Origin of the sequence: Streptomyces sp. NPDC006691, from assembly GCF_042869955.1 — a bacterium.
Taxonomy (GTDB): domain Bacteria; phylum Actinomycetota; class Actinomycetes; order Streptomycetales; family Streptomycetaceae; genus Streptomyces.
Genome location: NZ_JBIAGW010000014.1, coordinates 14,929 through 39,850, shown reverse-complemented (window position 1 = coordinate 39,850; position 24,922 = coordinate 14,929). Strand labels below are relative to the sequence as shown.

21 protein-coding genes are annotated in these 24,922 nt (G+C 71.7%); 11 read left to right on the top strand and 10 right to left on the bottom strand.

Translation table 11 applies throughout. From position 1 onward, the window contains the following. Position 1 precedes the first annotated feature (1 nt). Positions 2-1,147, bottom strand: a complete 1,146-nt coding sequence (locus ACFYNP_RS27015) for a glycosyltransferase (protein WP_388788912.1) — start codon at positions 1,145-1,147, stop codon at positions 2-4. A gap of 63 nt (positions 1,148-1,210) precedes the next feature. Here ACFYNP_RS27015 and ACFYNP_RS27010 point away from each other — a divergent pair, with 63 nt between their 5' ends. Genes ACFYNP_RS27010 through ACFYNP_RS27000 form a run of 3 tightly spaced genes read left to right on the top strand, consistent with a single transcriptional unit; the run spans position 1,211 to position 4,186 of the window. Then, positions 1,211-1,906 carry a response regulator transcription factor gene (locus tag ACFYNP_RS27010; protein ID WP_388411843.1) on the top strand — a complete coding sequence of 232 codons (696 nt, stop codon included), beginning with the start codon at positions 1,211-1,213 and terminating at the stop codon, positions 1,904-1,906. Further along, positions 1,903-3,312, top strand: coding sequence for an ATP-binding protein (locus tag ACFYNP_RS27005; RefSeq protein WP_388788909.1), 1,410 nt, complete (start codon positions 1,903-1,905; stop codon positions 3,310-3,312). Before ACFYNP_RS27010 ends, ACFYNP_RS27005 begins: the two co-directional genes overlap by 4 nt. Positions 3,313-3,343: 31 nt before the next feature. Continuing rightward, positions 3,344-4,186: a serine hydrolase domain-containing protein gene (locus tag ACFYNP_RS27000; protein ID WP_388788906.1), complete on the top strand. Its 843-nt coding sequence runs from the start codon at positions 3,344-3,346 to the stop codon at positions 4,184-4,186. Between the two features lie 172 nt (positions 4,187-4,358). On the opposite strand, the gene ACFYNP_RS26995 is transcribed toward ACFYNP_RS27000, so the two are convergent. The 3 genes from ACFYNP_RS26995 to ACFYNP_RS26985 all read right to left on the bottom strand — a co-directional run bounded on the left by ACFYNP_RS26995 (position 4,359) and on the right by ACFYNP_RS26985 (position 7,775). Then, complete coding sequence (locus tag ACFYNP_RS26995; RefSeq protein ID WP_388411837.1) at positions 4,359-6,059, bottom strand: methylmalonyl-CoA mutase; 1,701 nt, start codon at positions 6,057-6,059, stop codon at positions 4,359-4,361. 153 nt (positions 6,060-6,212) lie between these two features. Beyond that, a complete protein-coding gene (locus ACFYNP_RS26990; protein ID WP_388411835.1) occupies positions 6,213-6,551 on the bottom strand; it encodes a DUF3817 domain-containing protein in 339 nt (112 codons plus the stop codon). A 717-nt stretch (positions 6,552-7,268) separates the two neighbouring features. Beyond that, entirely contained in the window at positions 7,269-7,775 is a 507-nt protein-coding gene (locus tag ACFYNP_RS26985; protein WP_388411833.1) for a MarR family winged helix-turn-helix transcriptional regulator, read from the bottom strand. A gap of 246 nt (positions 7,776-8,021) precedes the next feature. On the opposite strand from ACFYNP_RS26985, the gene ACFYNP_RS26980 reads away from it, so the two are divergent. Next, complete coding sequence (locus ACFYNP_RS26980) at positions 8,022-9,029, top strand: glycoside hydrolase family 6 protein (RefSeq protein WP_388411830.1); 1,008 nt, start codon at positions 8,022-8,024, stop codon at positions 9,027-9,029. Between the two features lie 33 nt (positions 9,030-9,062). Here the strand turns inward: ACFYNP_RS26980 and ACFYNP_RS26975 are convergent, their stop codons facing one another. From ACFYNP_RS26975 to ACFYNP_RS26960, 4 genes are all read right to left on the bottom strand, one after another. Then, positions 9,063-11,018, bottom strand: coding sequence for a galactose oxidase-like domain-containing protein (locus ACFYNP_RS26975; protein ID WP_388411827.1), 1,956 nt, complete (start codon positions 11,016-11,018; stop codon positions 9,063-9,065). Between the two features lie 3 nt (positions 11,019-11,021). Continuing rightward, on the bottom strand, positions 11,022-12,788 hold the full coding sequence (locus ACFYNP_RS26970) for a glycosyltransferase family 2 protein (protein WP_388411824.1): 1,767 nt from the start codon (positions 12,786-12,788) through the stop codon (positions 11,022-11,024). Between the two features lie 210 nt (positions 12,789-12,998). Beyond that, complete coding sequence (locus tag ACFYNP_RS26965; protein WP_388420219.1) at positions 12,999-13,295, bottom strand: MTH1187 family thiamine-binding protein; 297 nt, start codon at positions 13,293-13,295, stop codon at positions 12,999-13,001. After that, positions 13,292-13,636, bottom strand: a complete 345-nt coding sequence (locus tag ACFYNP_RS26960; RefSeq protein ID WP_388420220.1) for a DUF3817 domain-containing protein — start codon at positions 13,634-13,636, stop codon at positions 13,292-13,294. The genes ACFYNP_RS26965 and ACFYNP_RS26960 overlap by 4 nt, the downstream gene beginning before the upstream one ends. A gap of 160 nt (positions 13,637-13,796) precedes the next feature. On the opposite strand from ACFYNP_RS26960, the gene ACFYNP_RS26955 reads away from it, so the two are divergent. The 4 genes from ACFYNP_RS26955 to ACFYNP_RS26940 all read left to right on the top strand — a co-directional run bounded on the left by ACFYNP_RS26955 (position 13,797) and on the right by ACFYNP_RS26940 (position 16,482). Continuing rightward, the gene (locus ACFYNP_RS26955) at positions 13,797-14,429 is read left to right on the top strand and encodes an AIM24 family protein (RefSeq protein ID WP_388420278.1); all 633 of its coding nucleotides are present in this window, start codon (positions 13,797-13,799) and stop codon (positions 14,427-14,429) included. Further along, the gene (locus ACFYNP_RS26950; protein ID WP_388788904.1) at positions 14,429-15,079 is read left to right on the top strand and encodes an AIM24 family protein; all 651 of its coding nucleotides are present in this window, start codon (positions 14,429-14,431) and stop codon (positions 15,077-15,079) included. Before ACFYNP_RS26955 ends, ACFYNP_RS26950 begins: the two co-directional genes overlap by 1 nt. Beyond that, on the top strand, positions 15,076-15,852 hold the full coding sequence (locus ACFYNP_RS26945) for an AIM24 family protein (protein ID WP_388788901.1): 777 nt from the start codon (positions 15,076-15,078) through the stop codon (positions 15,850-15,852). Before ACFYNP_RS26950 ends, ACFYNP_RS26945 begins: the two co-directional genes overlap by 4 nt. Positions 15,853-16,005: 153 nt before the next feature. Then, a complete protein-coding gene (locus ACFYNP_RS26940) occupies positions 16,006-16,482 on the top strand; it encodes a MarR family winged helix-turn-helix transcriptional regulator (RefSeq protein ID WP_388420223.1) in 477 nt (158 codons plus the stop codon). A 78-nt stretch (positions 16,483-16,560) separates the two neighbouring features. Here ACFYNP_RS26940 and meaB read toward each other — a convergent pair whose 3' ends face one another. Both meaB and ACFYNP_RS26930 read right to left on the bottom strand, forming a co-directional pair. After that, positions 16,561-17,517, bottom strand: a complete 957-nt coding sequence (meaB, locus tag ACFYNP_RS26935; protein ID WP_388420224.1) for a methylmalonyl Co-A mutase-associated GTPase MeaB — start codon at positions 17,515-17,517, stop codon at positions 16,561-16,563. A 91-nt stretch (positions 17,518-17,608) separates the two neighbouring features. Continuing rightward, positions 17,609-18,811 carry an acetyl-CoA C-acetyltransferase gene (locus tag ACFYNP_RS26930; RefSeq protein ID WP_100577471.1) on the bottom strand — a complete coding sequence of 401 codons (1,203 nt, stop codon included), beginning with the start codon at positions 18,809-18,811 and terminating at the stop codon, positions 17,609-17,611. 141 nt (positions 18,812-18,952) lie between these two features. Here ACFYNP_RS26930 and mce point away from each other — a divergent pair, with 141 nt between their 5' ends. The 3 genes from mce (at position 18,953) to ACFYNP_RS26915 (ending at position 24,870) form a co-directional block, all read left to right on the top strand. After that, positions 18,953-19,393, top strand: coding sequence for a methylmalonyl-CoA epimerase (gene mce / locus ACFYNP_RS26925; protein ID WP_388420225.1), 441 nt, complete (start codon positions 18,953-18,955; stop codon positions 19,391-19,393). 200 nt (positions 19,394-19,593) lie between these two features. Continuing rightward, positions 19,594-23,817, top strand: coding sequence for a polarized growth protein Scy (gene scy, locus ACFYNP_RS26920; protein WP_388788899.1), 4,224 nt, complete (start codon positions 19,594-19,596; stop codon positions 23,815-23,817). Between the two features lie 114 nt (positions 23,818-23,931). After that, positions 23,932-24,870: a cellulose-binding protein gene (locus tag ACFYNP_RS26915; protein ID WP_100577468.1), complete on the top strand. Its 939-nt coding sequence runs from the start codon at positions 23,932-23,934 to the stop codon at positions 24,868-24,870. Positions 24,871-24,922: the final 52 nt, after the last annotated feature.

Below are 24,922 nucleotides of genomic sequence, written 5' to 3'. Positions count from 1 at the left end.
CTCATGCTGCGTACTCCCTGGTGTACGAGGTGGGGTAGGAGGCGAGTTCGAGGACCCGGGCGGCCAGCAGATCGGCGGCGCGGGCGTGGTTGCCGGGGTCGGCGGCGCCGCTCATCGCGGCGAGCCGGGCCGGGTCGGCCAGGAGCGGCTCGACGAGTCCGGCCAGGCGGAACGCGGTGGTCTCGGCGTCCGGCACGAGCAGTCCCGCACCCGCGTCGGACAGGACCCGCGCGTTGTGGGTCTGGTGGTCGCCGGGCGCGTGCGGGTAGGGCACGAGGACGGCGGGCACTCCGGTCGCGGCGAGTTCGGCGACGGTCGCGGAGCCGGCCCGGCACACGACGAGGTCGGCGGCGGCGTAGGCGAGGTCCATCCGGTCGAGGTAGGGCACGGCCCGCGCGCCCGGAAGTCCCGCCAACTGACGTTCGGTGTCGGCCAGTTGGGCCGGTCCTGTCTTGATGAGGAGGTGGACGTCGCGCCGGTCGCGCCACCGCTCGGCCAGGCCGATGGCCGCCGCGGTGAGCCGGGCCGCGCCCAGGCTGCCGCCGTTGACCAGCACGAGCCGCGCCCCCGGCGGCACGCCGAGCGCCCGCCGGGCCTCGGTGCGCAGCGCCGGGCGGTCCAGCGCGGCGAGTGCGGCGGCGATGGGCATGCCGGTGGTGAGGGCGTCCTGGCCGCCCGCGAGGTGGGCGCGGCTGCGGTCGAAGGCGACCGCGATATGGGGGGTGAGCCGGGCCGCGAACTGGTTGGCGCGCCCCGGCACCGCGTTGGACTCGTGGATGAGGCTGGGCAGCCCGGCCATCCTGGCGCCGACGATCACGGGCGCGCTCGGATAGCCGCCCATGCCGACGGCGACCTGGGCGCCCTGCGCCTTGAGGATGGCCCGGCACTGCGCGCCCGACCTCAGCAGCGCGGCGGGCAGCAGATACCGCTTGGCACCGAGCGAGGGGTCGAAGGGGATCATGTCGACGGTGTGCAGCCGGTACCCGGCGCGGGGTATCAGCTCGCCCTCCAGGCCCCGGGTCGTACCGACGAAGGAGATCACCGCGTCGGGTACGGCCCGCCGCAGCGCCTCGGCGAGCGCGAGCCCGGGGTAGATGTGCCCGCCGGTACCGCCCGCCCCGATCACTACTGACAATGGTGTGCGCATGGCACCGAGGTTCACGGGGCGGCTTAAGAGGGTTCTAAGAGCGCTGTTTGGCAGGCTTTGCCCATGAGCACCACGCGCGCGGTCAGAATTCTCGTCGTCGACGACGAACCGGAGGTACGGGCGGCCGTCGAGGACGGCCTGGCGGTGGAGGGGTACGAGGTCCACGGCGCCTCCGACGGACTCGCGGCCCTCTCCGAGGTGGCCGCCTGGCGCCCCGACGCGATCGTCCTGGACGTGATGATGCCGGTGCTCGACGGCCTCGGGGTGTGCCGTCAGCTGCGGGCCATGGGCGACCGCACGCCGGTCCTGGTCCTGACCGCCCTGGACTCGGTGAGCGAGCGCGTGGACGGCCTGGAGGCGGGCGCGGACGACTACCTGGTCAAGCCCTTCGCCCTGGACGAACTCATCGCCCGGGTAAGGGCGTTGCTGCGCCGGGCGGCTCCCGACCCGGCCGAGCCGCAGGAGCTGCGGTACGCGGACCTCGTGCTCGACCCGGTCGCGCACACGGCCCGGCGGGGCGAGCGGCCGATCGACTTCACCCGCACCGAGTTCGCGCTGCTGGAACTGCTCATGCGCAACCCGGGGCAGGTGCTGCCGAGAGAGCTGATCCACGAGCTGGTGTGGGGACGCGACTTCGGGCCCGACTCCAACTCCCTCGCGGTGTATGTGGGTTACCTGCGCCGGAAACTGGAGGCGGCCGGCGAGACGCGTCTGGTCCACACCGTGCACGGCGTGGGCTACCGACTGGACGCCTCGTGAGTGCCCGGCGTCGTCTCGGCGCCCGCTGGCGCCGGCACCGCCCGCTGCGCACCCGGCTGGCGATGGCCGCGTCCGCGGCGGTGGCCCTGGTCGCGGTCGGCGTGTGCACGGCCGCGTTCTTCGTGATCCGCTACGAGCTCTACCACCAGCTGGACCTGAACCTGACGCAGTCCGCGACGCTGGCCACCCAGCAGAACCGCGGCGCGGCGCCGGGGGTGCTGGCGGGCGAGTGCCGCTTCCTCTCCGCCCCGGCGTGTGCGCAGGTGGTCCCCGCCGACCCGGCCAGGGACCCCGCGAAGCCGTATCTGCTGCCGGTGAGCCCGCCCGTGCGCCACGTCGCATCGGGTGCGCGCAACGCGTACTACACCAACATCACGCTGCCCGGCGGGCAGCCCGCCCGGATGCTCACCCAGCGCTTCGGCGAGGACAAGTCCCTTCAGGTGGCACTGCGTTCGGACGGCGTGCGCAAGGGGGTGGGCCAGGCGGCCGGGCTGCTCGGCGGGGTCGGGGCGGCGGGGGTGCTGCTCGCCGCCGCGCTCGGGTACTGGGTCTCGCGCACCGGGCTCGCGCCCGTGGCCCGGCTCACCGCGACGGCCGAGCGCATCGCGGCCACCCGCGACCCGAGCCACCGCATCGAGCTGCCGCCGGGCCCGCCGGACAAGGAGGACGAGGTGACGCGGCTCGCGGCCTCCTTCAACACGATGCTGGGCGAGCTGGAGCAGTCGGTGACGGCCCAGCGGCGGCTGGTCGCGGACGCGTCCCACGAGTTGCGCACACCGCTGACGGCGCTGCGCACGAACGCCGAACTCCTGGCTCGGGCCGACCGGTTGACCGAGGCACAGCGCGATCGGGCCTCGGCGGCGCTCGGCCGCCAGATCCGGGAGGTGTCGGTGCTGGTCAACGATCTCATCGACCTGGCGAGGGACGAGGAGCCGACGCCCCTTCTGGAGGAGGTCCGGCTCGCTCCCCTGCTCGCCCACACCGTGGACACGGCGCGGGCGCACTGGCCGGCCACACCGTTCCAGCTGGATCTCGCCGACGCCTCGGTGACGCTGCCCGGCGTACCGGCCCGGCTCGCGCGGCTGGTCTCCAACCTCCTGGACAACGCGGCGAAGTTCAGCCCGCCCGGGGCGCCCGTCGAAGTCGCCCTGTCGGCAAGCGAGTTGACGGTACGGGACCACGGACCCGGCATCGCGGAGGCCGACCTCCCGCATGTTTTCGACCGCTTCTACCGTGCGGAGCAGGCGCGGGCACTGCCCGGCTCGGGGCTGGGCCTGGCGATGGCCCGCCAGATCGCCCGCGCCCATGGAGCCGAGCTGACGGTCCATCAAGCCTCGGGCAGGGGCGCGCTGTTCCGGCTCGTGCTGCCGGACGGCCCCCGGGTCAGGTCCAGCACAATGCCCTGACAGGACTCGTCGGACGACCGGGAAGAACGCGATGCCCTCCACCCCCACCTGCATACTCGCCGGCTTCCAGGAGCCCGTGGCACACGACGGCCACGCTCTCGACGCGTATGTTCAGATCGGCTCGCTCACCAAGCCGCTCACCGGCACCGCGATGATGCGCCTCGCCGCCGAGGGCGAACTCCAACTGGACGCACCCATAGCGGAGTTGCTGCCCGCCGTGCCACCGGGCACCGGCATCACCCTGCGTCACCTGGCGGAGCACACCTCGGGGCTGCCGCGCCTGCCACCGGGTCTGGGCGGGCGCGACCCCTACGCCCGCTTCGACGCGGCTGCCCTGGACACCGTCCTGCGCGGTCTCGACGGGCTCACCGTCCGGGCGCCGGGGACGGCGGAGGAGTACTCGAACCTCGGCTACGCCGTACTGGGGGCGGCGCTCTCGTCGGCGGCGGGACTGCCGTACGGGGAACTCCTGCGCCGGTACGTTCTCGCGCCGCTCGGCGTCGACGAGGTCACCGCGTGCCCGCCCGCGGAGCGGCGACTGGTCGCGCGGGGCCTGTTCGGCCGTCCGCGCCGGCCCTGGACCATGGACGGGGCGATCCTGCCGGCCGGCGGACTGTGGGCCACCCCGCGGGCGGCCGGGCGGCTCGTGACGTCACTGCTGGTGGAGCGGCGGCTCGGCGAGCCCGCGCCGTCGTGGCAGCGGGCGGGGTCCCTGTACTGGCACAACGGGGCGACCCGGGACGCGTCGGTCTTCGCGGGGGCGCTGCCGGACGGACGGTGGGTGCTGGTCCATCGGCTGGACGGGCGCGCGGAGTTGACGGACGAGCTGGGTGTGGGCCTGCTGCGGGGGCCGTCCGGGGGTGCGGGTGGGTGAGGCTGGGTGGCGGTGCGCGGACGTGCGCGGGGAGCGTGCGCCAGATCGGGCTTCAGGGGCGGGGGAACCGTGCGCACGGCCGTGTGCGGGCCGCGCGCACGGTCTCCGCACCCCGAGCCCCTCCGGCGTCTGAGGAAGCCGGAGGGGCAGGAGGAGGGGCAGGAGGAGGAGGTCAGAAGCCGGGCGGTTCCGTGTACGTGCCCCACTCCTCGCGGAGCACCCCGCAGATCTCGCCCAGCGTCGCCTCCGCCCGCACCGCGTCCAGCATGGGCGCGATCATGTTCGAGCCGTCGCGCGCCGCGGCCAGCATCGCGTCCAGGGCCACTTGGACCGCCGCGTCGTCGCGGTGGGACTTGCGGTCGGCCAGGGCGCGTACCTGCTCCCGCTCCACTTCGTGGCTGACCCGCAGGATCTCCAGGTCACCCGTCACCGAGCCGTGGTGGCAGTTGACGCCCACCACTCGCTTGTCGCCCTTCTCCAGGGACTGCTGGTAGCGGAAGGCCGACTCGGCGATCTCCCCGGTGAACCAGCCGTCCTCGATGCCGCGCAGGATGCCCGAGGTGATCGGGCCGATCGGGTGCTGTCCGTCGGGGTGGGCCCGGGTGCCCCGCTCCCGGATCTGGTCGAAGATCTTCTCCGCGTCCGCCTCGATGCGGTCGGTGAGCTGCTCGATGTACCAGGAACCGCCGAGCGGGTCGGCGACGTTGGCGACGCCGGTCTCCTCCATCAGCACCTGCTGGGTGCGCAGCGCGATCTCCGCCGCCTGCTCGCTCGGCAGCGCGAGGGTCTCGTCGAGCGCGTTGGTGTGCAGCGAGTTGGTGCCGCCGAGGACTGCGGCGAGCGCCTCGACCGCGGTGCGCACGACGTTGTTGTACGGCTGCTGTGCGGTCAGCGACACCCCGGCGGTCTGGGTGTGGAAGCGCAGCCACTGCGCCTTGTCGGAGCGCGCCCCGTACTCCTCCTTCATCCAGCGGGCCCAAATCCGGCGCGCGGCACGGAACTTGGCGATCTCCTCGAAGAAGTCGACGTGCGCGTCGAAGAAGAACGAGAGCCCCGGTGCGAAGACGTCCACGTCAAGGCCCCGGCTGAGGCCCAGCTCCACATAGCCGAATCCGTCGGCGAGGGTGTACGCCAGCTCCTGCGCGGCCGTCGCCCCGGCCTCGCGGATGTGGTACCCGGAGACGGAGAGCGGCTTGTACGCGGGGATGCCCTGCGCGCAGTGCTCCATGAGGTCGCCGATGAGACGCAGATGGGGCTCGGGCTGGAAGAGCCACTCCTTCTGCGCGATGTACTCCTTGAAGATGTCGGTCTGGAGCGTGCCGTTGAGCACCCCCGGGTCGACGCCCTGGCGCTCCGCGGCGACGAGGTACATGCAGAACACCGGCACGGCCGGCCCGCTGATGGTCATGGACGTGGTGACGTCACCGAGCGGGATGTCCTGGAACAGGACCTCCATGTCGGCGGCCGAGTCGATGGCGACTCCGCAGTGGCCGACCTCGCCGAGGGAGCGGGGGTCGTCGGAGTCCCGGCCCATGAGCGTCGGCATGTCGAAGGCGACGCTCAGGCCGCCGCCGCCGGCGGCCAGGATCATCTTGTAGCGCTCGTTGGTCTGCTCGGCGTTCCCGAACCCGGCGAACTGCCGGATCGTCCAGGTGCGGCCGCGGTATCCGGTCGGGTACAGGCCGCGCGTGAAGGGGTACTCGCCGGGCCAGCCGATGCGCTCGAAGCCGTCGTAGGTGTCGCCGGGCCGGGGCCCGTACGCCGGGTCGACGGGATCTCCGGAGAGCGTGGTGAAGTCCGCGTCGCGCTTGCGGGCCTTGTCGTAACGGGCCTGCCAGCGGCGGCGGCCCTCTTCGATCGCGTCAGCGTCCATGGCTCAAATTTACTTGGACGTCCTAGTAAATGTCGATGGGGGACCGCCGCGGATTGCTCGCGCGGCGGTGGGGGTGCGGCTCGGGCTTGCCCGGGTGGCGGCTCCGGGTGCGCTCGGGGCGAGCCGGTTCGGGCTCGCCCAGGTGCGGGCGGGTCAGGCGCGGGCGGGTGCCGGGGCGCCGTCGGCGACCTTGGACTCCAGCTCCTTGGAGACCTTGCGCTCGACGAAGAAGGCGGCGGTGGGGATCGTGCCGGCGATCAGCACCCACAGCTGCTTGCCGACCGGCCACTTCGCCTTCGAGCCGAGGTCGAAGGCGAAGACCAGGTAGATCACGTACAGCCAGCCGTGGGCGATGCCGACGATCTTCGTGAAGTCCGCGGCGCCGTTCATGTCCAGGATGTACTTGGCGATCACGCCCAGGGTCAGCAGGACCAGCAGTACGCCGGTGACGTACGCCATCACCCGGTAGCGGGTCAGTACGCTCTTTTTCATGCGGTCGAGCGTAACGGGACATGCGGGGCGATCTTCCCCCGGGTACCCCGCCCGGCCCCCTTCGAGGGGCTGCGCCCCTCGGACCCCCGCAGGGGGCTGCGCCCCCTGCACCCCCGGTTCGGGGCTCCGCCCCGGGCCCCGTATCGCGCCTTAAGGGCGCTCGTCCTCAAACGCCGGACGGGCTAAAGGTGCCCGATGCCGGCCCGTATCGATCAGCCGGACGGGCGGGAGATACCTCCACCGGCCCGTACCGATCAGCCAGACGGGCTGAAGGTGCCCGATGCCGGCCAGCACCGAGGCATGCAGGGCCACCTACAGGGGCGCGAGGAACTGCGCGAACGGCCCCCGCGGCCCGCGGACAAAAACGGGGTTTCAGGGGCGCGAGGAACTGCGCGAGCAGCCACGCACGGTGCGAGGCCGACAGAGGGTTAGGGGCGCGGGGAACTGCGCGAACGGCCCCCGCGGCCCGCGGACGAAAACGGGGTTTCAGGGGCGCGGGGAACTGCGCGACCAGCCACGCACGGCGCACGGCCGAGAACGGGGTTTCAGGGGCGCGGGGAACTGCGCAATCAGCCACGCACGGCGGACAGCCGCGTACCGGGTTGGCTGCGCGGGCGGGCGGGCGGGCGCGGCTCGCGGGCGGGAACGTGTTCCCTGAGTTCCCCCGGGCGCGGCCGTGGCCAGCCGCGAACCGCACCTCCCCCCACCCCCAGGGGGCTACTCCTCGAAGTCCTCGGCCGCGACCCGCAGCGGGCGGAGCATCGCGAAGATCTCCCCGCACTCCTCCGCGTCGTACGCACCGAGACCGAACTCCATCGCCATCAGGTCGCGCGTGGCCTGCTCCACCACCTCGCGGCCCTTGTCCGTGATGGACGCCAGCGTCCCGCGGCCGTCGTTCGGGTTGGGGCGCTTGTCCACGAGGCCCGACTTCACGAGGCGGTCCACCGTGTTGGTGACCGAGGTCGGGTGGACCATCAGGCGTTCGCCGATCTTGGACATCGGCAGCTCACCCGCCTTGGAGAAGGTGAGCAGCACCAGCGCCTCGTACCGCGCGAACGTCAGGCCGTACGGCTTGACCACCGCGTCGACCTCCGCCAGCAGGATCTGGTGCGCCCGCATGATCGAGGTGATCGCCCCCATCGCGGGCACGGGGCCCCAGCGCTGCTGCCAGAGTTCATCGGCTCGGGCGATCGGATCGAAGGGAAGGCTGAGCGGCTTGGGCACCCGTTGACCTTACCCACTGGTCACATGCCGGTCAGCCCCGTCTCGGAGTTCGATATCCCAGCGGGATTCCGCACCAGGTGCCGTCGGTGTCCCTCCCGGCACGGGAAGGGCCGGGCCGCACCCCCTCCGCCGGGCCCTCCCGCACCCCCGCCCGTACCGCCCGGCATGGCGCTCCCCCACACAGAGTGACCGTCATGTCACGATTGCCCGGTCCCGCGCATGCCCTCTCGACCCCCAGGGGGCCGGATGTCCCGGTACCGAATCGTCCTCGCCGCCATGCTGCTCGCCGCCGCCACCGGCTGCTCATCCGGCTCCGACGAGGCCTCCGTGGTCCAGGGCCGTGCCCGGGCCGAGGCCGCCCCCGCGCCCGCGCCCGGCTCCCCCTTCTGGGTCGACCCGGAGAGCGATGCCGCCCGGCAGATCAGGCTCTGGCAGGGGCAGGGGCGTACCGCCGACGCCCAGGTGCTGCGGCGGATCGCCGACCGGCCGGTGGCGGTGTGGCCGTCCGGGGACAACCCGCGGCCCCGCATCCGCAAAGCCGTCGAGGGCGCCGCCAAGGAGCATCGGACCGCGCTGTTCGTGGCGTACAACATCCCCCACCGCGACTGCGGCAAGTACTCGGCGGGCGGCGCGAACGACGTCGACGGCTACCGCGCCTGGTACGGGAAGTTCGCGGACGCCATCGGGGACGCCCCGGCGGTCGTGGTCCTCGAACCCGACGCGGTCGCCCACATGGTCGACGGGTGCACGACCCCCGACCATCACGCCGAGCGGTACCAGCTGCTGAACGAGGCGGTCGAGCACCTCAAGACACTGCCCCGCACCAAGGTGTATCTGGATGCGGGGAACCCGTCGTGGATCCCCGACCCCGGCAGTCTCGTGGAGCCGCTGCGGCGGGCCGGGGTCGACCGGGCGGACGGGTTCGCCCTGAACGTGTCCAACTTCCAGACCGACGAAGCGGTCCGGGCGTACGGGGCGAAGGTGTCCCAGGGCCTGGACGGCAAGCACTTCGTGATGGACACCAGCCGCAACGGCGACGGCCCGCTGCGCGACGACCGCGACCAGGCCTGGTGCAATCCCCCGGGCCGCTCGCTCGGGGCGCCGCCCTCGGTCAGCACGGGGGATCCGCTCGTCGACGCGTTCTTGTGGATCAAACGGCCCGGGGACTCGGACGGGCCCTGCCGCGGGGGCCCGTCCGCCGGCACCTGGTGGCCGGAGTACGCGCTCGGGCTCGCCAAGCGCGCACGGTACTGAAGTCCCCCGGTCCGCCCGGACCGTCGACCCGGATCAGTCCACCCGGAGCCACTTCGCCTCGGACGGGGTGCCCTCCTGGTCGCTGACGAAGACCATGTACCAGCCGGGCGGTACGAGCGCGTGGTCCTTCGGGACGGTGATCGTGACCGAGTTCTTGTCCTTGGTCAGCCCCAGCTCGATCGAACGCTGCTCCACGTCCGTGGTGTGGGTGACCGCGCTCGGCCGCATCAGCCGGGCCTTGACGACGCGCTCGGGGTGGTCCGTCCTGAAGGTCGCCCTCCCGTCGGCGGCCGCGGCCTCGGGGCCGTCACCGAGCGCGGGACGCCTGCCCTTGTCGCGGTAGAGGTAGGGCGGGGTGTAGACCTCCATGCGCTGCTCGAACTTGCCGAGCTTGGTGTTGTTCTTGTCGCCGAAGAGCGAGTCGGAGCCGAAGGTGGCGACCCGGCCGTCGGGCAGCAGCAGCGCCTCGGAGTGGTAGTTGCGGCCGATCGTGGGGTCGGCCGCCTCGCGGAAGGCGTTGGTCTTGGGGTCGTAGAACTGGGCCTTGAGGATGTTGGAGCCGCCCCGGCCCCGGTAGTCGGACGAGCCGCCGCTGGTGAAGACGGAGTCGTCCGGCATCAGCACACTGTTCAAGTACCGCGTGCCCTGCGGGAGTTCGGGACCGGACTGGAAGACGGGGCTGTTCTGCTTCAGGTCCACCACGGCGGTGCGCGGGGTGGCCTTCTCGGACTCGCCGACCCCGCCGCCGCCCAGCAGCATGAAGCGCTGGTCCTGGGCGGGCGGCAGCAGGAGTGAACTGGCCGTCTCCAGCTGGTCGGTGGCGTTCAGACCGCCGATCTTGGTGAAGGTGTTCTTCTCGACGTCCCACACGCCCGGCTCGCGCCCCTTGTTGGCGGGCCCGTAACCCGAGTTGGCGCCGGAGTAGAAGAGCTTGCCGCCCTTGGTCAGGAACAGTGAGGGGTAGGTCGGGAAGTAGCGGGTGGGACCCTTGGACCACTTCTTGGTCTTGGGGTCGTAGATCTCGTTGTCACCCTGGATGATGGCGCCGACGTCGTCGAGCCCTGAGACGGCGAGCACCTTGCCGTCCTGGAGCGTGGTGAGCGTCGGGTACCAGCGGGCCTCCTTCATGGGGGCCACCGGGACGTACTTCTCGGCCTTGGGGTCGAACTCGTACGCCGCCCTGATCCCCTGGTAGTCCTGCTTGTCCAGGGTTATCTTCTCGGCGAGCCCGTACACGTTGTCGGCGTCCTTGCCGGTCAGGCCCTCGACCTCGTACTGGGCCTGGTCGGTGGCGACCGACTGGGCGCCCGGCGCGACGGCCTCGACGAAGACGCGCGCCTCGGCGGCGGTGGTCTTGGTCTTCCAGGGCTTCATCTGCCCGGTGGCGTAGTACGAGATCTCGAACTCGCGCTTGGCGCGCGGCACCGTGACGTCGAACCGGGAGACGTACTCCACGCCCGACGGGGAGCGGAACTTGGTGCCCTTCTTGAGGGTGACGGGCTTGTTCGGGTCCTCGTTCTTGACCCGCATGCCGCCGCCGGCCCGCTTCACCTCGCCGTCCAGGACCTCGTAGCGGGCCGTGCCGCCGGCCACCAGGAGGTTGCCGTCGGGGAGTTGGGCGTGACCGCCGCAGAAGAAGTCCTCGGGGGTGGGGATCTTCTTGAAGGTGTTGTCCTTCGGGTTCCACAGGACGGTGTCGAAGGTGCCCGCGTCGAAGTGGTCCTGCTTGTTGCCGGAGCCCGCGATGATCAGGACCTTGCCGGTGTGCAGCAGGGCCGTGTGGATGGCGTTGGTGCGGTACTCCTTGGGGATGTCGACGTCCTGCCAGGCGCCGAACTTCGCCATGTACTCGGGCTGTGCGATCTCGTAGGCGTGGTACTGCTCGGTCGCGAAGGAGACCGCGGCGGGTGCGTTGAGCCCCGCGAGGACCACGACGGCGCCACCGCCGAACAGGGTCTTCTTCGTCCGTTTCGAGGGCCGGTAGGCCATGGCTCAGTTCCCTCCTGTCGTCGTGGCGATGGCGGGTTCCGCCTCGCCCGTGGTCTTGGGCTTGTGGTCGGCGGGCTTGGCCGCACCGCGGGCCGCGGCGCGTTCACGCATCGTGGTCCAGGCCCAGATCGCGGCCGGGGCCAGCGCGATGCACAGGGCGAGCACGGCCCAGGTGCGCATCGCGGCGTGGGTGTGCCGGTAGTACACGGAGGCGACCAGCGAGCTGGTGAGCACGGCCGCCCAGAACAGGTGGATCCGGAACGTCCACAGCCGGTCGGGGCTGGTCTGGCCGCCCTTGGGGGTGACGACGAACCGGCCGCGGGTGCGCAGCACGGCCGAGCCGAGCGACTTGAGGTAGATGGGCGCCGAAAGGGCGGACATGCCCATCCCGGCGAGCCCGCCCGAGCCCTCGGGTTCGTGCGGCGAGACGTTGTGCCGCCGGTTCCAGAGGTAGAGCCCGATCTGGAGGGCCGCCGCATCGCTGTAGAGCATCAGCCAGACCGACGCGGTGACCTCGGTGCCGGAGGCCCCGAACCACAGGAACAGGACGCAACTGACAATGCCCAGAAGCCAGTTGACGGCCGTCATGGGGTAGTACACGAGCATCAGGGTGTACGAGAGCAGCCGGCCCGGCGGCATGGTGAACGGCGCCTTCCAGTACTGCTTGAACAGCGTCTCGTAGGTGCCGCGCGACCAGCGCATCTGCTGGGTGAAGAAGTCGGTCCAGGAGGCCGGGCCCTCGCCGACGGCCAGCACGTCCGGGGTGTACACGGAGCGCCAGTGGCGGCCGGTCTTCGGGTTCTTGTGCCGGTGCAGTTCGAAGCCGGTGGCCATGTCCTCGGTGATCGAGTCGTACAGGCCGCCGATCTGCCGCAGCGCCGCGATCCGCACCACGTTGTTGGTGCCGACGAACATGGGCGCCCGGTAGCGGTTGCCGGCCCGCTGGATCAGCGCGTGGAAGAGGAACTGCTGGGACTCGGCGGCCTTGGTGACGGGCGAGTCGTAGTTGCCGTACACCTGCGGTCCGACGACGAAGGCGACGTCCGGGTCGCGGAAGTAACCCATCATCCGCTCAAGGAAGTTGGGGAGCGGGGCGTGGTCGGTGTCGACGGAGGCGAAGAAGTCGTAACCGCCGCCGTGCATCGCGATCCAGGCGTTGTAGTTGCCGTGCTTGGTGCGCGCCTTGTGGACGCCCTTCTTGCGGTTCCACTCGGGGACGCCCTTGCGGGTGAAGTGGCGTACGCCCAGCTCGGCGCAGAGCGCCCGGGCCTGTTCGTCGTCGCCCTCGTCCAGGAGCCAGATGTCCAGCTTCCCGGGGTGGGTGAGCCGGACGGCCGCCTCCAGGGTGTTCCGCACCATGGATATGGGTTCCTTGCCCGGCACGTACGTGGTGAGGAAGGCGACCCGGGTGCCCTCTTCGGGGGTGACCGGGACGGGGTCGCGGGCGACCAGCGTGGCGTGGGCGACGGAAGCGACGTTGGCGACCATGAACAGTTCGATGAGGCCGATCGAGACCAGCATCGCGATGTCGAGGCCCACCAGCCAGCGTTCGCCGCCCTCGCGCTCGACCCAGTGGGAGGGCCAGACGAGGTAGACGAGCAGCAGGCCGGTGAGTATCGGAGCCAGGGTCATCAGGAGGACGGCGCGTATGCGGTGCGGCTCCTGGGAGAGGAGGCTCCGGTACTGCACCCGGTAGGGCGAGGGGCCCGGATCGGTGAGCGGTCCGGCTAGCCGGCTGTGGGTGTCGTAGTCGTAGCCCTCCGGGCGCACGGTGCCCTCCAGCGGAATCGTCGAGCAGGGTTTCGAACGGGGTTGATATCCCCACAAAAGTGGAGAAAGCCCGGCGTGTCGACTGGAGTACTCCGAGTGAGCGGTTCTAGATTGAATGCCTTTTTCCGGGGGCGGGCCCTCCAGGACGCGCGAAGTGCCCCCGGCCTGGGCGGCCGGGGGCACTTCGCGACTGGTTCCTCGGGGTGGGTGCTATTCGGCGGCCAGATGCCGCTCCACCGTCTCCACCTTGGACGTCAGGCCGTCCGTGACGCCGGGACGGATGTCCGCCTTGAGCACGAGGGAGACCCTGTTGGAGCGGGCCTCGACGGCGGCGACGGCGCGCTTGACGACGTCCATGACCTCGTCCCACTCACCTTCGACGGAGGTGAACATGGCGTCCGTGCGGTTGGGCAGGCCGGACTCGCGCACCACGCGGACCGCTTCCGCGACGTACTCCCCCACGTCCTCGCCGACACCGAGCGGGCTGACCGAGAAGGCGACGATCATGCGTTGACCACGCCTTCCTTGCGGGCCCGGGTCGCGATGACCGCGTCGTCCAGCTCGCGCCGGATCTTGCGCTCGGCGAAGAAGCCGCCGAAGGGCAGCACGGCGAGCACGAAGTAGAGCACGCCGGTCTTCGCCGGCCACTTGGTGCGGTTCCAGGCGTCCAGCCAGAAGAGCACGTACAGCGTGAACAGGATGCCGTGGACCATGCCCATCACCATGACCCCGTCGAAGGAGGTGGTGCGCTTGAGCACGGAGCAGACCAGCAGGATCGGGAACGAGATGGCCTCGGGGAGCGAGACCAGTCGGAGTCGATGCAGGGCGGAGGCTGTCTTGATGTCCACGGGCGGGGGCACCTTCGCTGGGAGGGGCGGACGGCGGACCGTCTGGCGGCGATCCGTCGGCAGCGATCTTGTGAACGCATGCACAAACGTTCCCCATTCTGACATCGCGCCCTTGCCCCTGTCGGGGCGGGTCCCCGCCCGCTAACGTCGGGCCGTGGCAATGTTCCGACTCCAGGGCAGCAAGGTGCTCGCCGTCGACATGACCGGCGACGCCGTGAAAGCGAAGAACGGCTCGATGGTCGCCTACGACGGCCAGATGGCGTTCAAGAAGATGACCGGCGGCGGTGAGGGCCTGCGCGGCATGGTCACCCGCCGCCTCACCGGCGAGCAGATGACCGTCATGGAGGTGAAGGGGCACGGCACGTGCTACTTCGCCGACCGTGCGAGCGAGATCAACCTGGTGAACCTCGACGGGGACAAGCTCTACGTCGAGTCCAGCAATCTGCTCGCCACCGACGCCGGGCTGCGCACCGGCACCACCTTCACCGGCCTGCGCGGCGCGAGCCAGGGCAACGGCCTGTTCACCACGACCGTCGAGGGCCGGGGCCAGGCGGCGATCATGTCGGACGGACCCGCCGTGGTGTTGCGGGTCAGCGGCCAGTACCCGCTGGCCGTCGACCCCGGGGCGTACATCGCGCACCAGGGCGACCTCCGGCAGCACTTCCAGTCCGGGGTCACCTTCCGGACCTTCCTCGGCGAGGGCTCGGGCGAGGCCTTCCAGATCCGGTTCGAGGGCGAGGGTCTGGTGTACGTGCAGCCCAGCGAGCGCAACACGATCGGCGGGGACGTCTGATGCCCTTCCGCGAGATCAATTCGAAGATGGTCGAGGCGACGGTCAACCCCGGCCAGAAGATGTTCAGCCAGCGCGGCGCGATGCTGGCGTACAAGGGCGAGGTGTCCTTCACGCCCAACATCCAGGGCGGGCAGGGCGGCCTGATGTCGATGATCGGCCGCCGGGTGGCCAACGAGGCGACCCCGCTGATGACGGTGGAGGGCAGCGGCACGGTGATGTTCGGTCACGGCGGCCACCACATCCAGGTCATCAACCTCCAGGGCGACACCCTGTACGTGGAGGCCGACCGGCTGCTCGCCTTCGACGGCAGCCTCCAGCAGGGCACGATGTTCCTGGGCTCGCAGGGCGGGGTCATGGGCATGGTGCGCGGCCAGGTGAGCGGGCAGGGCCTGTTCACCACAACACTCAAGGGCCACGGGGCCGTCGCCGTGATGGCGCACGGCGGTGTGATCGAGCTGCCGATCACCCCGCAGCGCCCGGTGCACGTCGACCCCCAGGCCTATGTCGCCCACCACGGCGACGTACGCAACAAGCTCTCGACCGCGCTCGGCTGGCGCGACATGGTGGGCCGGGGCTCCGGCGAGGCCTTCCAGCTCGAACTGTCCGGCCAGGGCGCGGTGTACGTGCAGGCCTCGGAGGAGAAGCTGTGACCGCCCCGGTGATCTTCGATCCCTACTCGCTGCCGGCCGACGACAACGTCAACAAGTACACCTTCTGCGTGGAGCTCAAGTCGAGCCAGTGGTTCCTTCAGAAGGGCAAGATGATCGCCTACTACGGGCGGATCGAGTTCAACGGCATCGGGCACGGCCGGCTCGACCGGCTCCTGCGCACGAGCTTCCACTCCCCGCTGCACGCCAGCGACTGGGTGGTGGCCGACGGCAGCGGCAAGATGCTGCTCGCGGACCGCGCCTTCGACGTGAACAGCTACGACCTGGACGACGGCAATCTGACGGTCCGCTCGGGCAACCTGCTCGCCTACCAGCCCTCGCTCGCCCTGAAGCAGTCGATCGTGCCGGGCTTCCTGACGCTGATCGGCACCGGCAAGTTCGTGGCGGCGTCCAACGGCCCGGTGGTCTTCATGGAGCCGCCGATCCGGGTGGACCCGCAGGCCCTGGTCGGCTGGGCGGACTGCCCCTCGCCCTGCCACCACTACGACCACGGTTACATGACGGGTGTCCTGGGCGGAATCCGGTCACTCACCGGGCTCGGCGGAACGTCCGGCGAGGAGCACCAGTTCGAGTTCGTGGGCGCGGGTACGGTCCTGCTCCAGTCCACCGAAGTCCTGATGGCGGAGCAGGCGACCGGACAGGTCGCCGACGAGCCCGGGGTGCCGGGCGGCGGCCAGGACGGCCCCGGTCAGGCCGGTGCGGCACCGCGTCTTCCCGGCCAGCTGGGGGACCTCCAGCGTCGCTTCGGCCTGTGAGCGGTAGTCTGCGGAGTGTGACGTCGAACGCCTGAGCCCTTCGGGGCTCGGCGCGGGCACGTATGCACATACGGGCCGGGGGAACGGCGCACGTGCCGGGCGTCACACGCCCTCACTTGGTTCAGAATTCAACTTCTTAGGTAGAATCCACATATGGAGACCGAGACGGCCACGAACTGGCTGAGCGACGACGAGCAGTGTGCCTGGCGCACCTATCTGGACGTCAACAGGATGCTGACGTACCAGATGGAGAAGGACCTACAGCCGTTCGGCCTGACCAACAACGACTACGAGATCCTGGTGAACCTCTCGGAGTCGGCGGACAAGCGGATGCGGATGAGCGACCTCGCGGCCGCCACCCTCCAGTCCAAGAGCCGCCTCTCGCACCAGATCACCCGGATGGAGAACGCGGGCCTGGTCCGGCGCGAGAACTGCGAGTCGGACCGGCGCGGGCTCTTCGCCGTCCTGACCGAGCAGGGCACGGAGACCATGGAGAAGGTCGCCCCGCACCACGTGGCCTCCGTACGGCGCCACTTCATCGACCTGCTGTCGAGCGGGGCGCTCGCCGACCTGCGCGAGTCCCTGATCCCGGTCGCGGACCATCTGCGCGGGCACCGCGGCAAGATCTGAGGCCAGGGCCCGCCGTCCCGCGCCATCCGGCCGGGACCGGCCCAGCCGTCCCGGCCGCTCGGACCGCCCGGGTCGGCCTCAGGCTCCGGTGATCCCCGCCACCAGCTCGTCCGCCGCCGCGTAGGGGTCGAGCTCGCCGTCGACGATCCGCTGGGCGAGCGCGTCCAGGCGGCGGTCGCCGTGCAGCGAGCCGATGCGCTCGCGCAGCGCGGTGACCGCGATGGTCTCGACCTCGCGGGCCGCACGGGCCCGGCGGCGCTCCGCGAGGACGCCGTGCTCGGCCATCCACGCGTGGTGCTTCTCCAGCGCTTCCAGGACCTCGTCGATGCCCTCACCGCGGGCCGCCACCGTCTTGACGATGGGCGGGCGCCAGTCCCCCGGGCCGCGTGATTCGCCCAGGCCCAGCATGTGGTTGAGCTCGCGGGCCGTGGCGTCCGCGCCGTCCCGGTCCGCCTTGTTGACGACGTACAGGTCGCCGATTTCGAGGATGCCCGCCTTGGCCGCCTGGATGCCGTCGCCCATGCCGGGCGCGAGCAGCACCACCGAGGTGTCGGCCTGCGAGGCGATCTCGACCTCGGACTGACCCACGCCCACCGTCTCGACCAGGATCACCTCGCAGCCCGCCGCGTCCAGCACCCGGATCGCCTGCGGCGCGGCCCAGGCCAGGCCCCCCAGGTGGCCCCGGGTCGCCATCGAGCGGATGTAGACCCCGGGGTCGGAGGCGTGCTCGGACATCCGCACCCGGTCGCCGAGCAGGGCCCCGCCCGAGAACGGCGAGGACGGGTCGACGGCGAGGACGCCGACCCGCTTCCCGGCCCGCCGGTAGGCGGTGACGAGGGCCGAGGTGGACGTCGACTTGCCGACACCGGGCGAGCCCGTCAGACCGACCACGTACGCGTTGCCCGCGAGCGGGGCCAGCGCCGCCATGACCTCCCGCAGCTGCGGGGACGCCCCCTCGACCAGCGAGATCAGCCGGGCGACGGCCCGGGGCCGGCCTTCCCGGGCCTGGGCCACCAGTTCGGGGACGTCCACCATTGCCGCTCCGTTCAGTCGCGTACGCACCGCAGGGTTCAGGGAGTTGCTGTCCGGGCCACCCGCTGCGCGCAGCCGTCGCCCGGACCACGTGCTACTTGCCCGGGACGCGCACGATCAGCGCGTCGCCCTGGCCGCCGCCGCCGCACAGGGCCGCAGCGCCGACCCCGCCGCCGCGGCGCTTCAGTTCGAGGGCGAGGTGCAGCACCACGCGGGCGCCGGACATGCCGATGGGGTGGCCGAGCGCGATGGCGCCGCCGTTGACATTCACCTTTTCCGGGGACACCCCGAGGTCCTTCATTGACTGGACGGCGACCGCCGCGAAGGCCTCGTTGATCTCGATCAGATCGAGGTCCTCGACCGCGATGCCCTCCTTGCCGACCGCGTGCCGGATCGCGTTGGAGGGCTGCGACTGGAGCGAGTTGTCGGGGCCCGCCACATTGCCGTGGGCGCCGATCTCGGCGATCCACTCCAGGCCCAGCTCCTCGGCCTTGGCCTTGGACATGACGACGACCGCGGCCGCGCCGTCCGAGATCTGCGAGGAGGTGCCGGCCGTGATCGTGCCGTCCTTGGCGAAGGCCGGGCGCAGCTTGCCGAGGGATTCGACGGTGGTGTCGGCGCGCACGCCCTCGTCCTTGGCGAACAGGACCGGGTCGCCCTTGCGCTGCGGGATCTCGACGGGGGTGATCTCGGCCTCGAAGACACCGTTCTTCTGGGCGGCCGCGGCGCGCTGGTGCGAGGCCGCGGCGATCGCGTCCTGCTCGGGGCGGGCGATGCCCAGGCGGGTGTTGTGCTTCTCCGTGGACTCCCCCATGGGGATGTTCTCGAAGGAGTCGGTCAGACCGTCGTACGCCATCGCGTCGAGCATCTCGATCGCGCCGTACTTGTATCCCTCGCGGGACTTGGGCAGCAGGTGCGGGGCGTTGGTCATGGACTCCTGGCCGCCGGCGACCACGATGTCGAACTCTCCGGCGCGGATGAGCTGGTCGGCGAGCGCGATCGCGTCCAGGCCCGACAGACACACCTTGTTGATGGTGAGCGCGGGGACGTTCATCGGGATGCCGGCCTTGACGGCGGCCTGGCGCGCGGGGATCTGCCCGGCCCCGGCCTGGAGCACCTGGCCCATGATCACGTACTGCACCTGGTCGCCCCCGATGCCGGCCCGGTCCAGGGCCGCCTTGATGGCGAAGCCGCCGAGGTCGGCGCCGGAGAAGGACTTGAGGGAGCCGAGGAGCCGGCCCATGGGCGTACGGGCGCCCGCGACGATCACTGAGGTGGTACCGGTCGTTCCAGACATGAGGCACGGCCCCTTGGGAGGTGAGGATGTGAACGAGGGTTTACTTCGAATGTACTGAGCGGTACTGCCCCACGTCACCGGGCAGCCGGTGTGATCGCGCGCACGTTGCGTAACCACCCCTGCGAGCGCTGCACTAAGAGCATGCTGACGCGAATCGACCACATCGGGATCGCCTGTTTCGACCTCGACAAGACCGTCGAGTTCTACCGTGCCACGTACGGATTCGAGGTGTTCCACACCGAGATCAACGAGGAGCAGGGCGTGCGCGAGGCCATGCTCAAGATCAACGAGACCTCCGACGGCGGGGCCTCCTACCTCCAGCTCCTTGAGCCCACCCGCGAGGACTCGGCGGTCGGCAAGTGGCTGGCCAAGAACGGCGAGGGCGTCCACCACATCGCCTTCGGCACCGGGGACGTCACCGCCGACTCCGAGGCCATCCGCGACAAGGGCGTACGCGTCCTCTACGACCAGCCCCGCACCGGTTCGATGGGCTCGCAGATCACCTTCCTGCACCCCAAGGACTGCCACGGCGTGCTCACCGAACTCGTCACTTCGGCCCCCCAGGACACCGCCGCCCACTGAGCCCACACAATGGAGGCCGGACCTCCGGATACTCGGCCCGGTACAGTGGGCGGTTCCGGGCCGGGGTCGGGTCGGGGCCTGGGACCCACGCCCCTGTTTTCATCTGACACCATTCACCGGGGGCCCGTCCGCTGTCACTCGCGGTCGGACGGCGCTCGTACGGGCAGTGTTCGCGACCAGGGGACGGATGGGACCGCGCAGTGCGGGGCTACGAACGCCAGGAGAGCCAGAGCCACCGGCCTGACGACCACCTCTCGCGGTTCGAGGCCGAGATGGAGCGGCTGAAGACCGAGCGGGAGAAGGCCGTTCAGCACGCCGAGGATCTCGGCTACCAGGTCGAAGTGCTGCGCGCCAAGCTCCACGAGGCGCGCCGCAATCTCGCGACCCGTCCCGCCTACGACACGGCGAACGTCGGCTACCAGGCCGAACAGCTGCTCCGCAACGCCCAGATGCAGGCCGAGCAGCTGCGCACGGACGCCGAGCGCGAGCTGCGCGACGCCCGTGCCCAGACCCAGCGCATCCTCCAGGAGCACGCCGAGCACCAGGCCCGGCTCCAGGCCGAGCTGCACGCCGAGGCCGTCAACCGCCGCCAGCGCCTGGACCAGGAGCTGGCCGAGCGCCGGGCCACCGTCGAGTCCCACGTGAACGAGAACGTGGCCTGGGCCGAGCAACTGCGGGCCCGTACCGAGGCGCAGGCCCGCCGGCTGATGGAGGAGTCCCGCGCCGAGGCCGAGCAGTCCCTCGCCGCGGCCCGCGCGGAGGCCACCCGGATCGCCGAGGAGGCCCGCCAACGCCTGGGCTCCGAGGCCGAGTCGGCGCGCTCCGAGGCGGAGGCGACGCTGCTGCGCGCCCGCAAGGACGCCGAGCGGCTCCTGAACGCGGCCTCGGAGCAGGCCCAGGAGGCCACCTCCCACGCCCAGCAGCTCCGTACGACCACCACCGCCGAGTCCGACCAGGCGCGCCAGCAGGCCGCCGAGTTGAGCCGCGCCGCCGAGCAGCGGATGCAGGAGGCGGAGGCCGCGCTGCGCGAGGCGCGCGCCGAGGCCGAACGGGCCGTCACCGAGGCCAGGGAGTCCGCGGCCAAGCAGGTCGCGAGCGCCGAGTCCGCGAACGAGCAGCGCACCCGCACCGCGAAGACCGAGATCGCCCGTCTCGTCGCGGAGGCCACCAAGGAGGCCGAGACCCTCAAGGCCGAGGCCGAGCAGGCCCTTGAGGACGCGAAGGCGGAGGCCGAGCGGCTGCGCGCGGAGGCCGCCGAGAAGGCGCGCACCAGCGCCGCCGAGGACGCCGCGGCCCAGCTCGCCAAGGCCGCGCGCACGGCCGAGGAGGTCCTGACCAAGGCGTCCGAGGACGCCCGCGAGACCACCCGCAAGGCGTCCGAGGAGGCCGAGCGGATCCGGCACGAGGCGAACGCCGAGGCCGAGCGGCTGCGCGGCGAGGCGGCCGAGCAGGCCGACGAGCTCAAGGGCGCGGCCAAGGACGACACCAAGGAGTACCGGGCCAAGACGGTCGAGCTCCAGGAGGAGGCCCGCCGGCTGCGCGGCGAGGCCGAGCAGCTGCGCGCCGAGGCGGTCGCCGAGGGCGAGCGGATCCGGGGCGAGGCGCGGCGCGAGGCCGTCCAGCAGATCGAGGAGGCGGCCAGGACCGCCGAAGAGCTGCTCGCCAAGGCGAAGGCGGACGCCGACGAACTGCGCACAACCGCGGGCAACGAGTCCGAGCGGGTACGGAACGAAGCGGTCGAGCGGGCCAACACCCTGCGCAAGCAGGCCGAGGAGACCCTGGACCGCACCCGCGCCGAGGCCGAGCGGATGCGCGCGGAGGCCGAGGAGCAGGCCGAGCAGACCACAACGGACGCCGAGCGGGCGGCCGTTGGCCTGCGCGAGGAGACCGAGCGGGCGATAGCGGCCCGTCAGGCCGAGGCCGCCGAGGAACTGACCCGCCTGCACACCGAGGCCGAGCAGCGCCACGCCGCCGCCGAGCAGGCCCTCACCGACGCCCGCGCCGAGGGCGAGCGAATCCGGCGCGAGGCCGCCGAGGAGACCGAGCGGATCCGCACCGAGGCCGCCGAGCGCGTCCGTGCGCTCCAGGCCCAGGCCGAGCAGGAGGCCGAGCGCCTTCGCACCGAGGCCGCCGCCGATGCCTCGACCGCCCGTTCCGAGGCGGAGGGCGCGGCCGTGCGGCTGCGCGCCGAGGCCGCCGCGGAGGCCGAGCGGCTCAAGTCCGAGGCGCAGGAGACCGCCGACCGGATGCGCGCGGAGGCCGCGGCCGCCGCCGAGCGGGTCGGCGCCGAGGCCGCCGAGGCGCTGGCCGCCGCCCAGGAGGAGGCCACCCGGCGCCGCCGCGAGGCCGAGGAGACGCTCAACTCGGCGCGCGCGGAAGCCGATTCGGAGCGCTCCCAGGCCCGCGAGCAGAGCGAGGAGCTCCTCGCCTCCGCCCGCAAGCGGGTCGAGGAGGCGCAGGCCGAGGCGCAGCGGCTCGGCGAGGAGGCCGACCGGCGCGCCACCGAGCTGGTGTCGACGGCCGAGCAGACCGCCAAGGACGTACGGGATTCGGTGTCCGGGCTCCGCGAGGAGGCCGAGCAGGAGATCGCGGGTCTGCGCAGCGCAGCCGAGCACGCGGCGGAGCGCACCACGAGCGAGGCGCAGGCGGAGGCGGACCGGGTCCGCGCCGACGCGCACGCCGAGCGGGAGCGGGCCGGCGAGGACGCGAGCCGTGTCCGTACGCGCGCGCAGGAGGAGTCCGAGGCCGCGAAGGAGCTGGCCGAGCGGACCGTCGCGGATGCCATGGCCGAGGCGGAGAAGGCCCGTTCGGACGCCTCCGAGTACGCGCAGCGCATGCGCACCGAGGCCTCGGACGCGCTGGCCTCCTCCGAGCAGGACGCGGCCCGCACCCGGGCCGAGGCCCGCGAGGACGCCAACCGGATCCGCTCCGACGCCGCGAGCCAGGCCGACCGCCTGGTCACCGAGGCGACGGCGGAGGCCGAGCGGCTCGCCGCCGAGTCGACCGCCGAGGCCGAGCGCCTCACCACCGAGGCCCAGCAGGTGCGGGTCGAGGGCCAGGCCGAGGCCGACGCGCTGCGCGCCGAGGCGCGCGAGGAGGCGGACCGGGTCACGTCCGCGGCGCTCGCGGAGGCCGAGCAGGTCACCACGGCGGCGCTCGCCGAGGCCGAGCAGGTCACGACGGCCGCCCGTGAGCAGGCCGAGCGGGTCACCAGTCAGGCGCGGGCGGAGGCCGAGCGCACCACCAACGAGGCGAACGCGTATGCCGAGTTGGTCACCACCGAGGCCCGGGCGGACGCCGGCTCCACGCTGGGCGCGGCCAACGCCGAGGCCGAGCAGACCGTGAACGAGGCGCGCGCCGAGGCCGACCGGCTGCTCGACGAGGCGCGCCGGGCCGCCGACAAGCGACGCTCCGACGCGGCCGAGCAGGCCGACCAGTTGATCGCGGAGGCGAGCGGCGAGGCCGAGCGGCTGCGGGCCGAGGCCGCCGAGACGGTGGGCTCCGCTCAGCAGGCCGCCGAGCGGATCCGCGCGGAGGCCGAGAAGAACCGGGCCCGTGCCGACGAGGCCGCCGAGAAGACACGTACCGAGGCCCGCGAGGAGGCGGACCGGCTGCTCGACGAGGCGCGTACGGCCGCCGCCAAGCGGCGCGGCGACGCGGCCGAGCAGGCCGACCAGCTCATCAACAAGGCCCGGGAGGAGGCGCTGCGCGCCGCCACCGAGGCCGAGGAGCAGGCCGACACGATGGTCGGCGCGGCCCGCAAGGAGGCCGAGCGGATCGTCGCGGAGTCCACGGTCGAGGGCAACTCCCTGGTGGAGAAGGCCCGTACGGACGCGGACGAGCTGCTCGCCGGGGCCCGCGCGGACGCCACCGCCATAAGGGAGCGCACCGAGGAGGTGCGCTCGCGTACCGAGGCGGAGATCGAGGAGCTGCACGAGCGGGCCCGCCGCGAGAGCGCCGAGCAGATGAAGACGGCGGGCGAGCGCGTCGACAAGCTGGTGAAGGCCGCGACCGAGCAGTCCCAGGAGGCGCAGGCCAAGGCCAAGGAGTTGGTGTCGGACGCCAACTCCGAGGCGGGCAAGGTGCGGATCGCCGCCGTGAAGAAGGCGGAGGCGCTGCTCAAGGAGGCCGAGACCAAGAAGGCCGAGCTGATCCGCGAGGCCACCGCACTGCGCGACGAGGCGGCCGCCGAGGCGCGCCGCACGGTCGAGGAGGGCAAGCGTGAACTCGACGTCCTGGTCCGTCGGCGGGCCGACATCAATGCCGAGATCTCCCGTGTCCAGGATGTACTTGAGGCGTTGGAATCATTCGAGGCGCCGACCTCGGGCGGCAAATCCGGCTCCGGCAGCGGTACTTCCGCAGGTGTCAAGGCAGGTGCGGCAGCCGGGGCGACTCGTTCGGGTGGCAAGTCTTCGGAGGGCTAGCCACTCAAAAGGCTGGACATTCTCCAGATCAAACGGGCATCCGCTCGATGACACGCCGCTTGGGCCCCTAGGATTCCCCCTATCACCTCACCGGTCTCATTCGACAGGAACCCCATGAGCGACACTTCCTCCCCCTTCGGCTTCGAGCTCGTGCGGCGTGGTTACGACCGCGGTCAGGTGGATGACCGCATTACCAAGCTCGTCGCCGACCGTGACAGTGCTCTGGCACGGATCACTTCTCTGGAAAAGCGCATCGAGGAGCTCCACCTCGAAACGCAGAACGCCCAGGCCCAGGTGAGCGACGCGGAGCCGTCGTACGCCGGTCTCGGTGCGCGGGTCGAAAAGATCCTGCGGCTGGCCGAGGAAGAGGCGAAGGACCTGCGCGAGGAGGCCCGTCGGGCCGCCGAGCAGCACCGGGAACTCGCCGAGTCGGCCGCCCAGCAGGTGCGCAACGACGCCGAGTCGTTCGCCTCCGAGCGCAAGGCGAAGGCGGAGGACGAGGGCGTTCGGATCGTCGAGAAGGCGAAGGGTGACGCCTCTCAGCTCCGTTCCGAGGCGCAGAAGGACGCGCAGTCCAAGCGCGAGGAGGCGGACGCGCTCTTCGAGGAGACCCGCGCGAAGGCCGCCCAGGCCGCCGCGGACTTCGAGACGAACCTCGCCAAGCGCCGCGAGCAGTCCGAGCGCGACCTGGCGTCGCGTCAGGCCAAGGCCGAGAAGCGCCTCGCGGAGATCGAGCACCGCGCGGAGCAGCTCCGCCTGGAGGCCGAGAAGCTGCGTACGGACGCGGAGCGCCGGGCGCGCCAGACGGTGGAGACGGCGCAGCGCCAGGCCGAGGACATCGTGGCCGACGCCAACGCCAAGGCCGACCGCATCCGTTCGGAATCCGAGCGCGAGCTGGCGGCCCTCACCAACCGCCGCGACTCGATCAACGCGCAGCTCACCAACGTCCGCGAGATGCTGGCGACGCTGACCGGTGCGGCCGTGGCCGCCGCCGGTTCCCCCGTCGACGACGAGCCCGTCTCGCGCGGCGTTCCGGCGCAGCAGTCCCGCTAGCCGCCCCGCAGCCCCTCCCCCGTGGGCTGCGGCCGCAGGCCCCGAAGCCCCC

Bases quoted from the DNA above. Each gene is read 5' to 3' on its own strand.
- ACFYNP_RS27015 (WP_388788912.1), bottom strand. From the start codon at position 1,147: ATGCGCACACCATTGTCAGTAGTGATCGGGGCGGGCGGTACCGGCGGG.
- ACFYNP_RS27010 (WP_388411843.1), top strand. From the start codon at position 1,211: ATGAGCACCACGCGCGCGGTCAGAATTCTCGTCGTCGACGACGAACCG.
- ACFYNP_RS27000 (WP_388788906.1), top strand. From the start codon at position 3,344: ATGCCCTCCACCCCCACCTGCATACTCGCCGGCTTCCAGGAGCCCGTG.
- ACFYNP_RS26995 (WP_388411837.1), bottom strand. From the start codon at position 6,059: ATGGACGCTGACGCGATCGAAGAGGGCCGCCGCCGCTGGCAGGCCCGT.
- ACFYNP_RS26990 (WP_388411835.1), bottom strand. From the start codon at position 6,551: ATGAAAAAGAGCGTACTGACCCGCTACCGGGTGATGGCGTACGTCACC.
- ACFYNP_RS26980 (WP_388411830.1), top strand. From the start codon at position 8,022: ATGTCCCGGTACCGAATCGTCCTCGCCGCCATGCTGCTCGCCGCCGCC.
- ACFYNP_RS26975 (WP_388411827.1), bottom strand. From the start codon at position 11,018: ATGGCCTACCGGCCCTCGAAACGGACGAAGAAGACCCTGTTCGGCGGT.
- ACFYNP_RS26965 (WP_388420219.1), bottom strand. From the start codon at position 13,295: ATGATCGTCGCCTTCTCGGTCAGCCCGCTCGGTGTCGGCGAGGACGTG.
- ACFYNP_RS26955 (WP_388420278.1), top strand. From the start codon at position 13,797: ATGTTCCGACTCCAGGGCAGCAAGGTGCTCGCCGTCGACATGACCGGC.
- ACFYNP_RS26950 (WP_388788904.1), top strand. From the start codon at position 14,429: ATGCCCTTCCGCGAGATCAATTCGAAGATGGTCGAGGCGACGGTCAAC.
- ACFYNP_RS26940 (WP_388420223.1), top strand. From the start codon at position 16,006: ATGGAGACCGAGACGGCCACGAACTGGCTGAGCGACGACGAGCAGTGT.
- meaB (WP_388420224.1), bottom strand. From the start codon at position 17,517: ATGGTGGACGTCCCCGAACTGGTGGCCCAGGCCCGGGAAGGCCGGCCC.
- ACFYNP_RS26930 (WP_100577471.1), bottom strand. From the start codon at position 18,811: ATGTCTGGAACGACCGGTACCACCTCAGTGATCGTCGCGGGCGCCCGT.
- mce (WP_388420225.1), top strand. From the start codon at position 18,953: ATGCTGACGCGAATCGACCACATCGGGATCGCCTGTTTCGACCTCGAC.
- ACFYNP_RS26915 (WP_100577468.1), top strand. From the start codon at position 23,932: ATGAGCGACACTTCCTCCCCCTTCGGCTTCGAGCTCGTGCGGCGTGGT.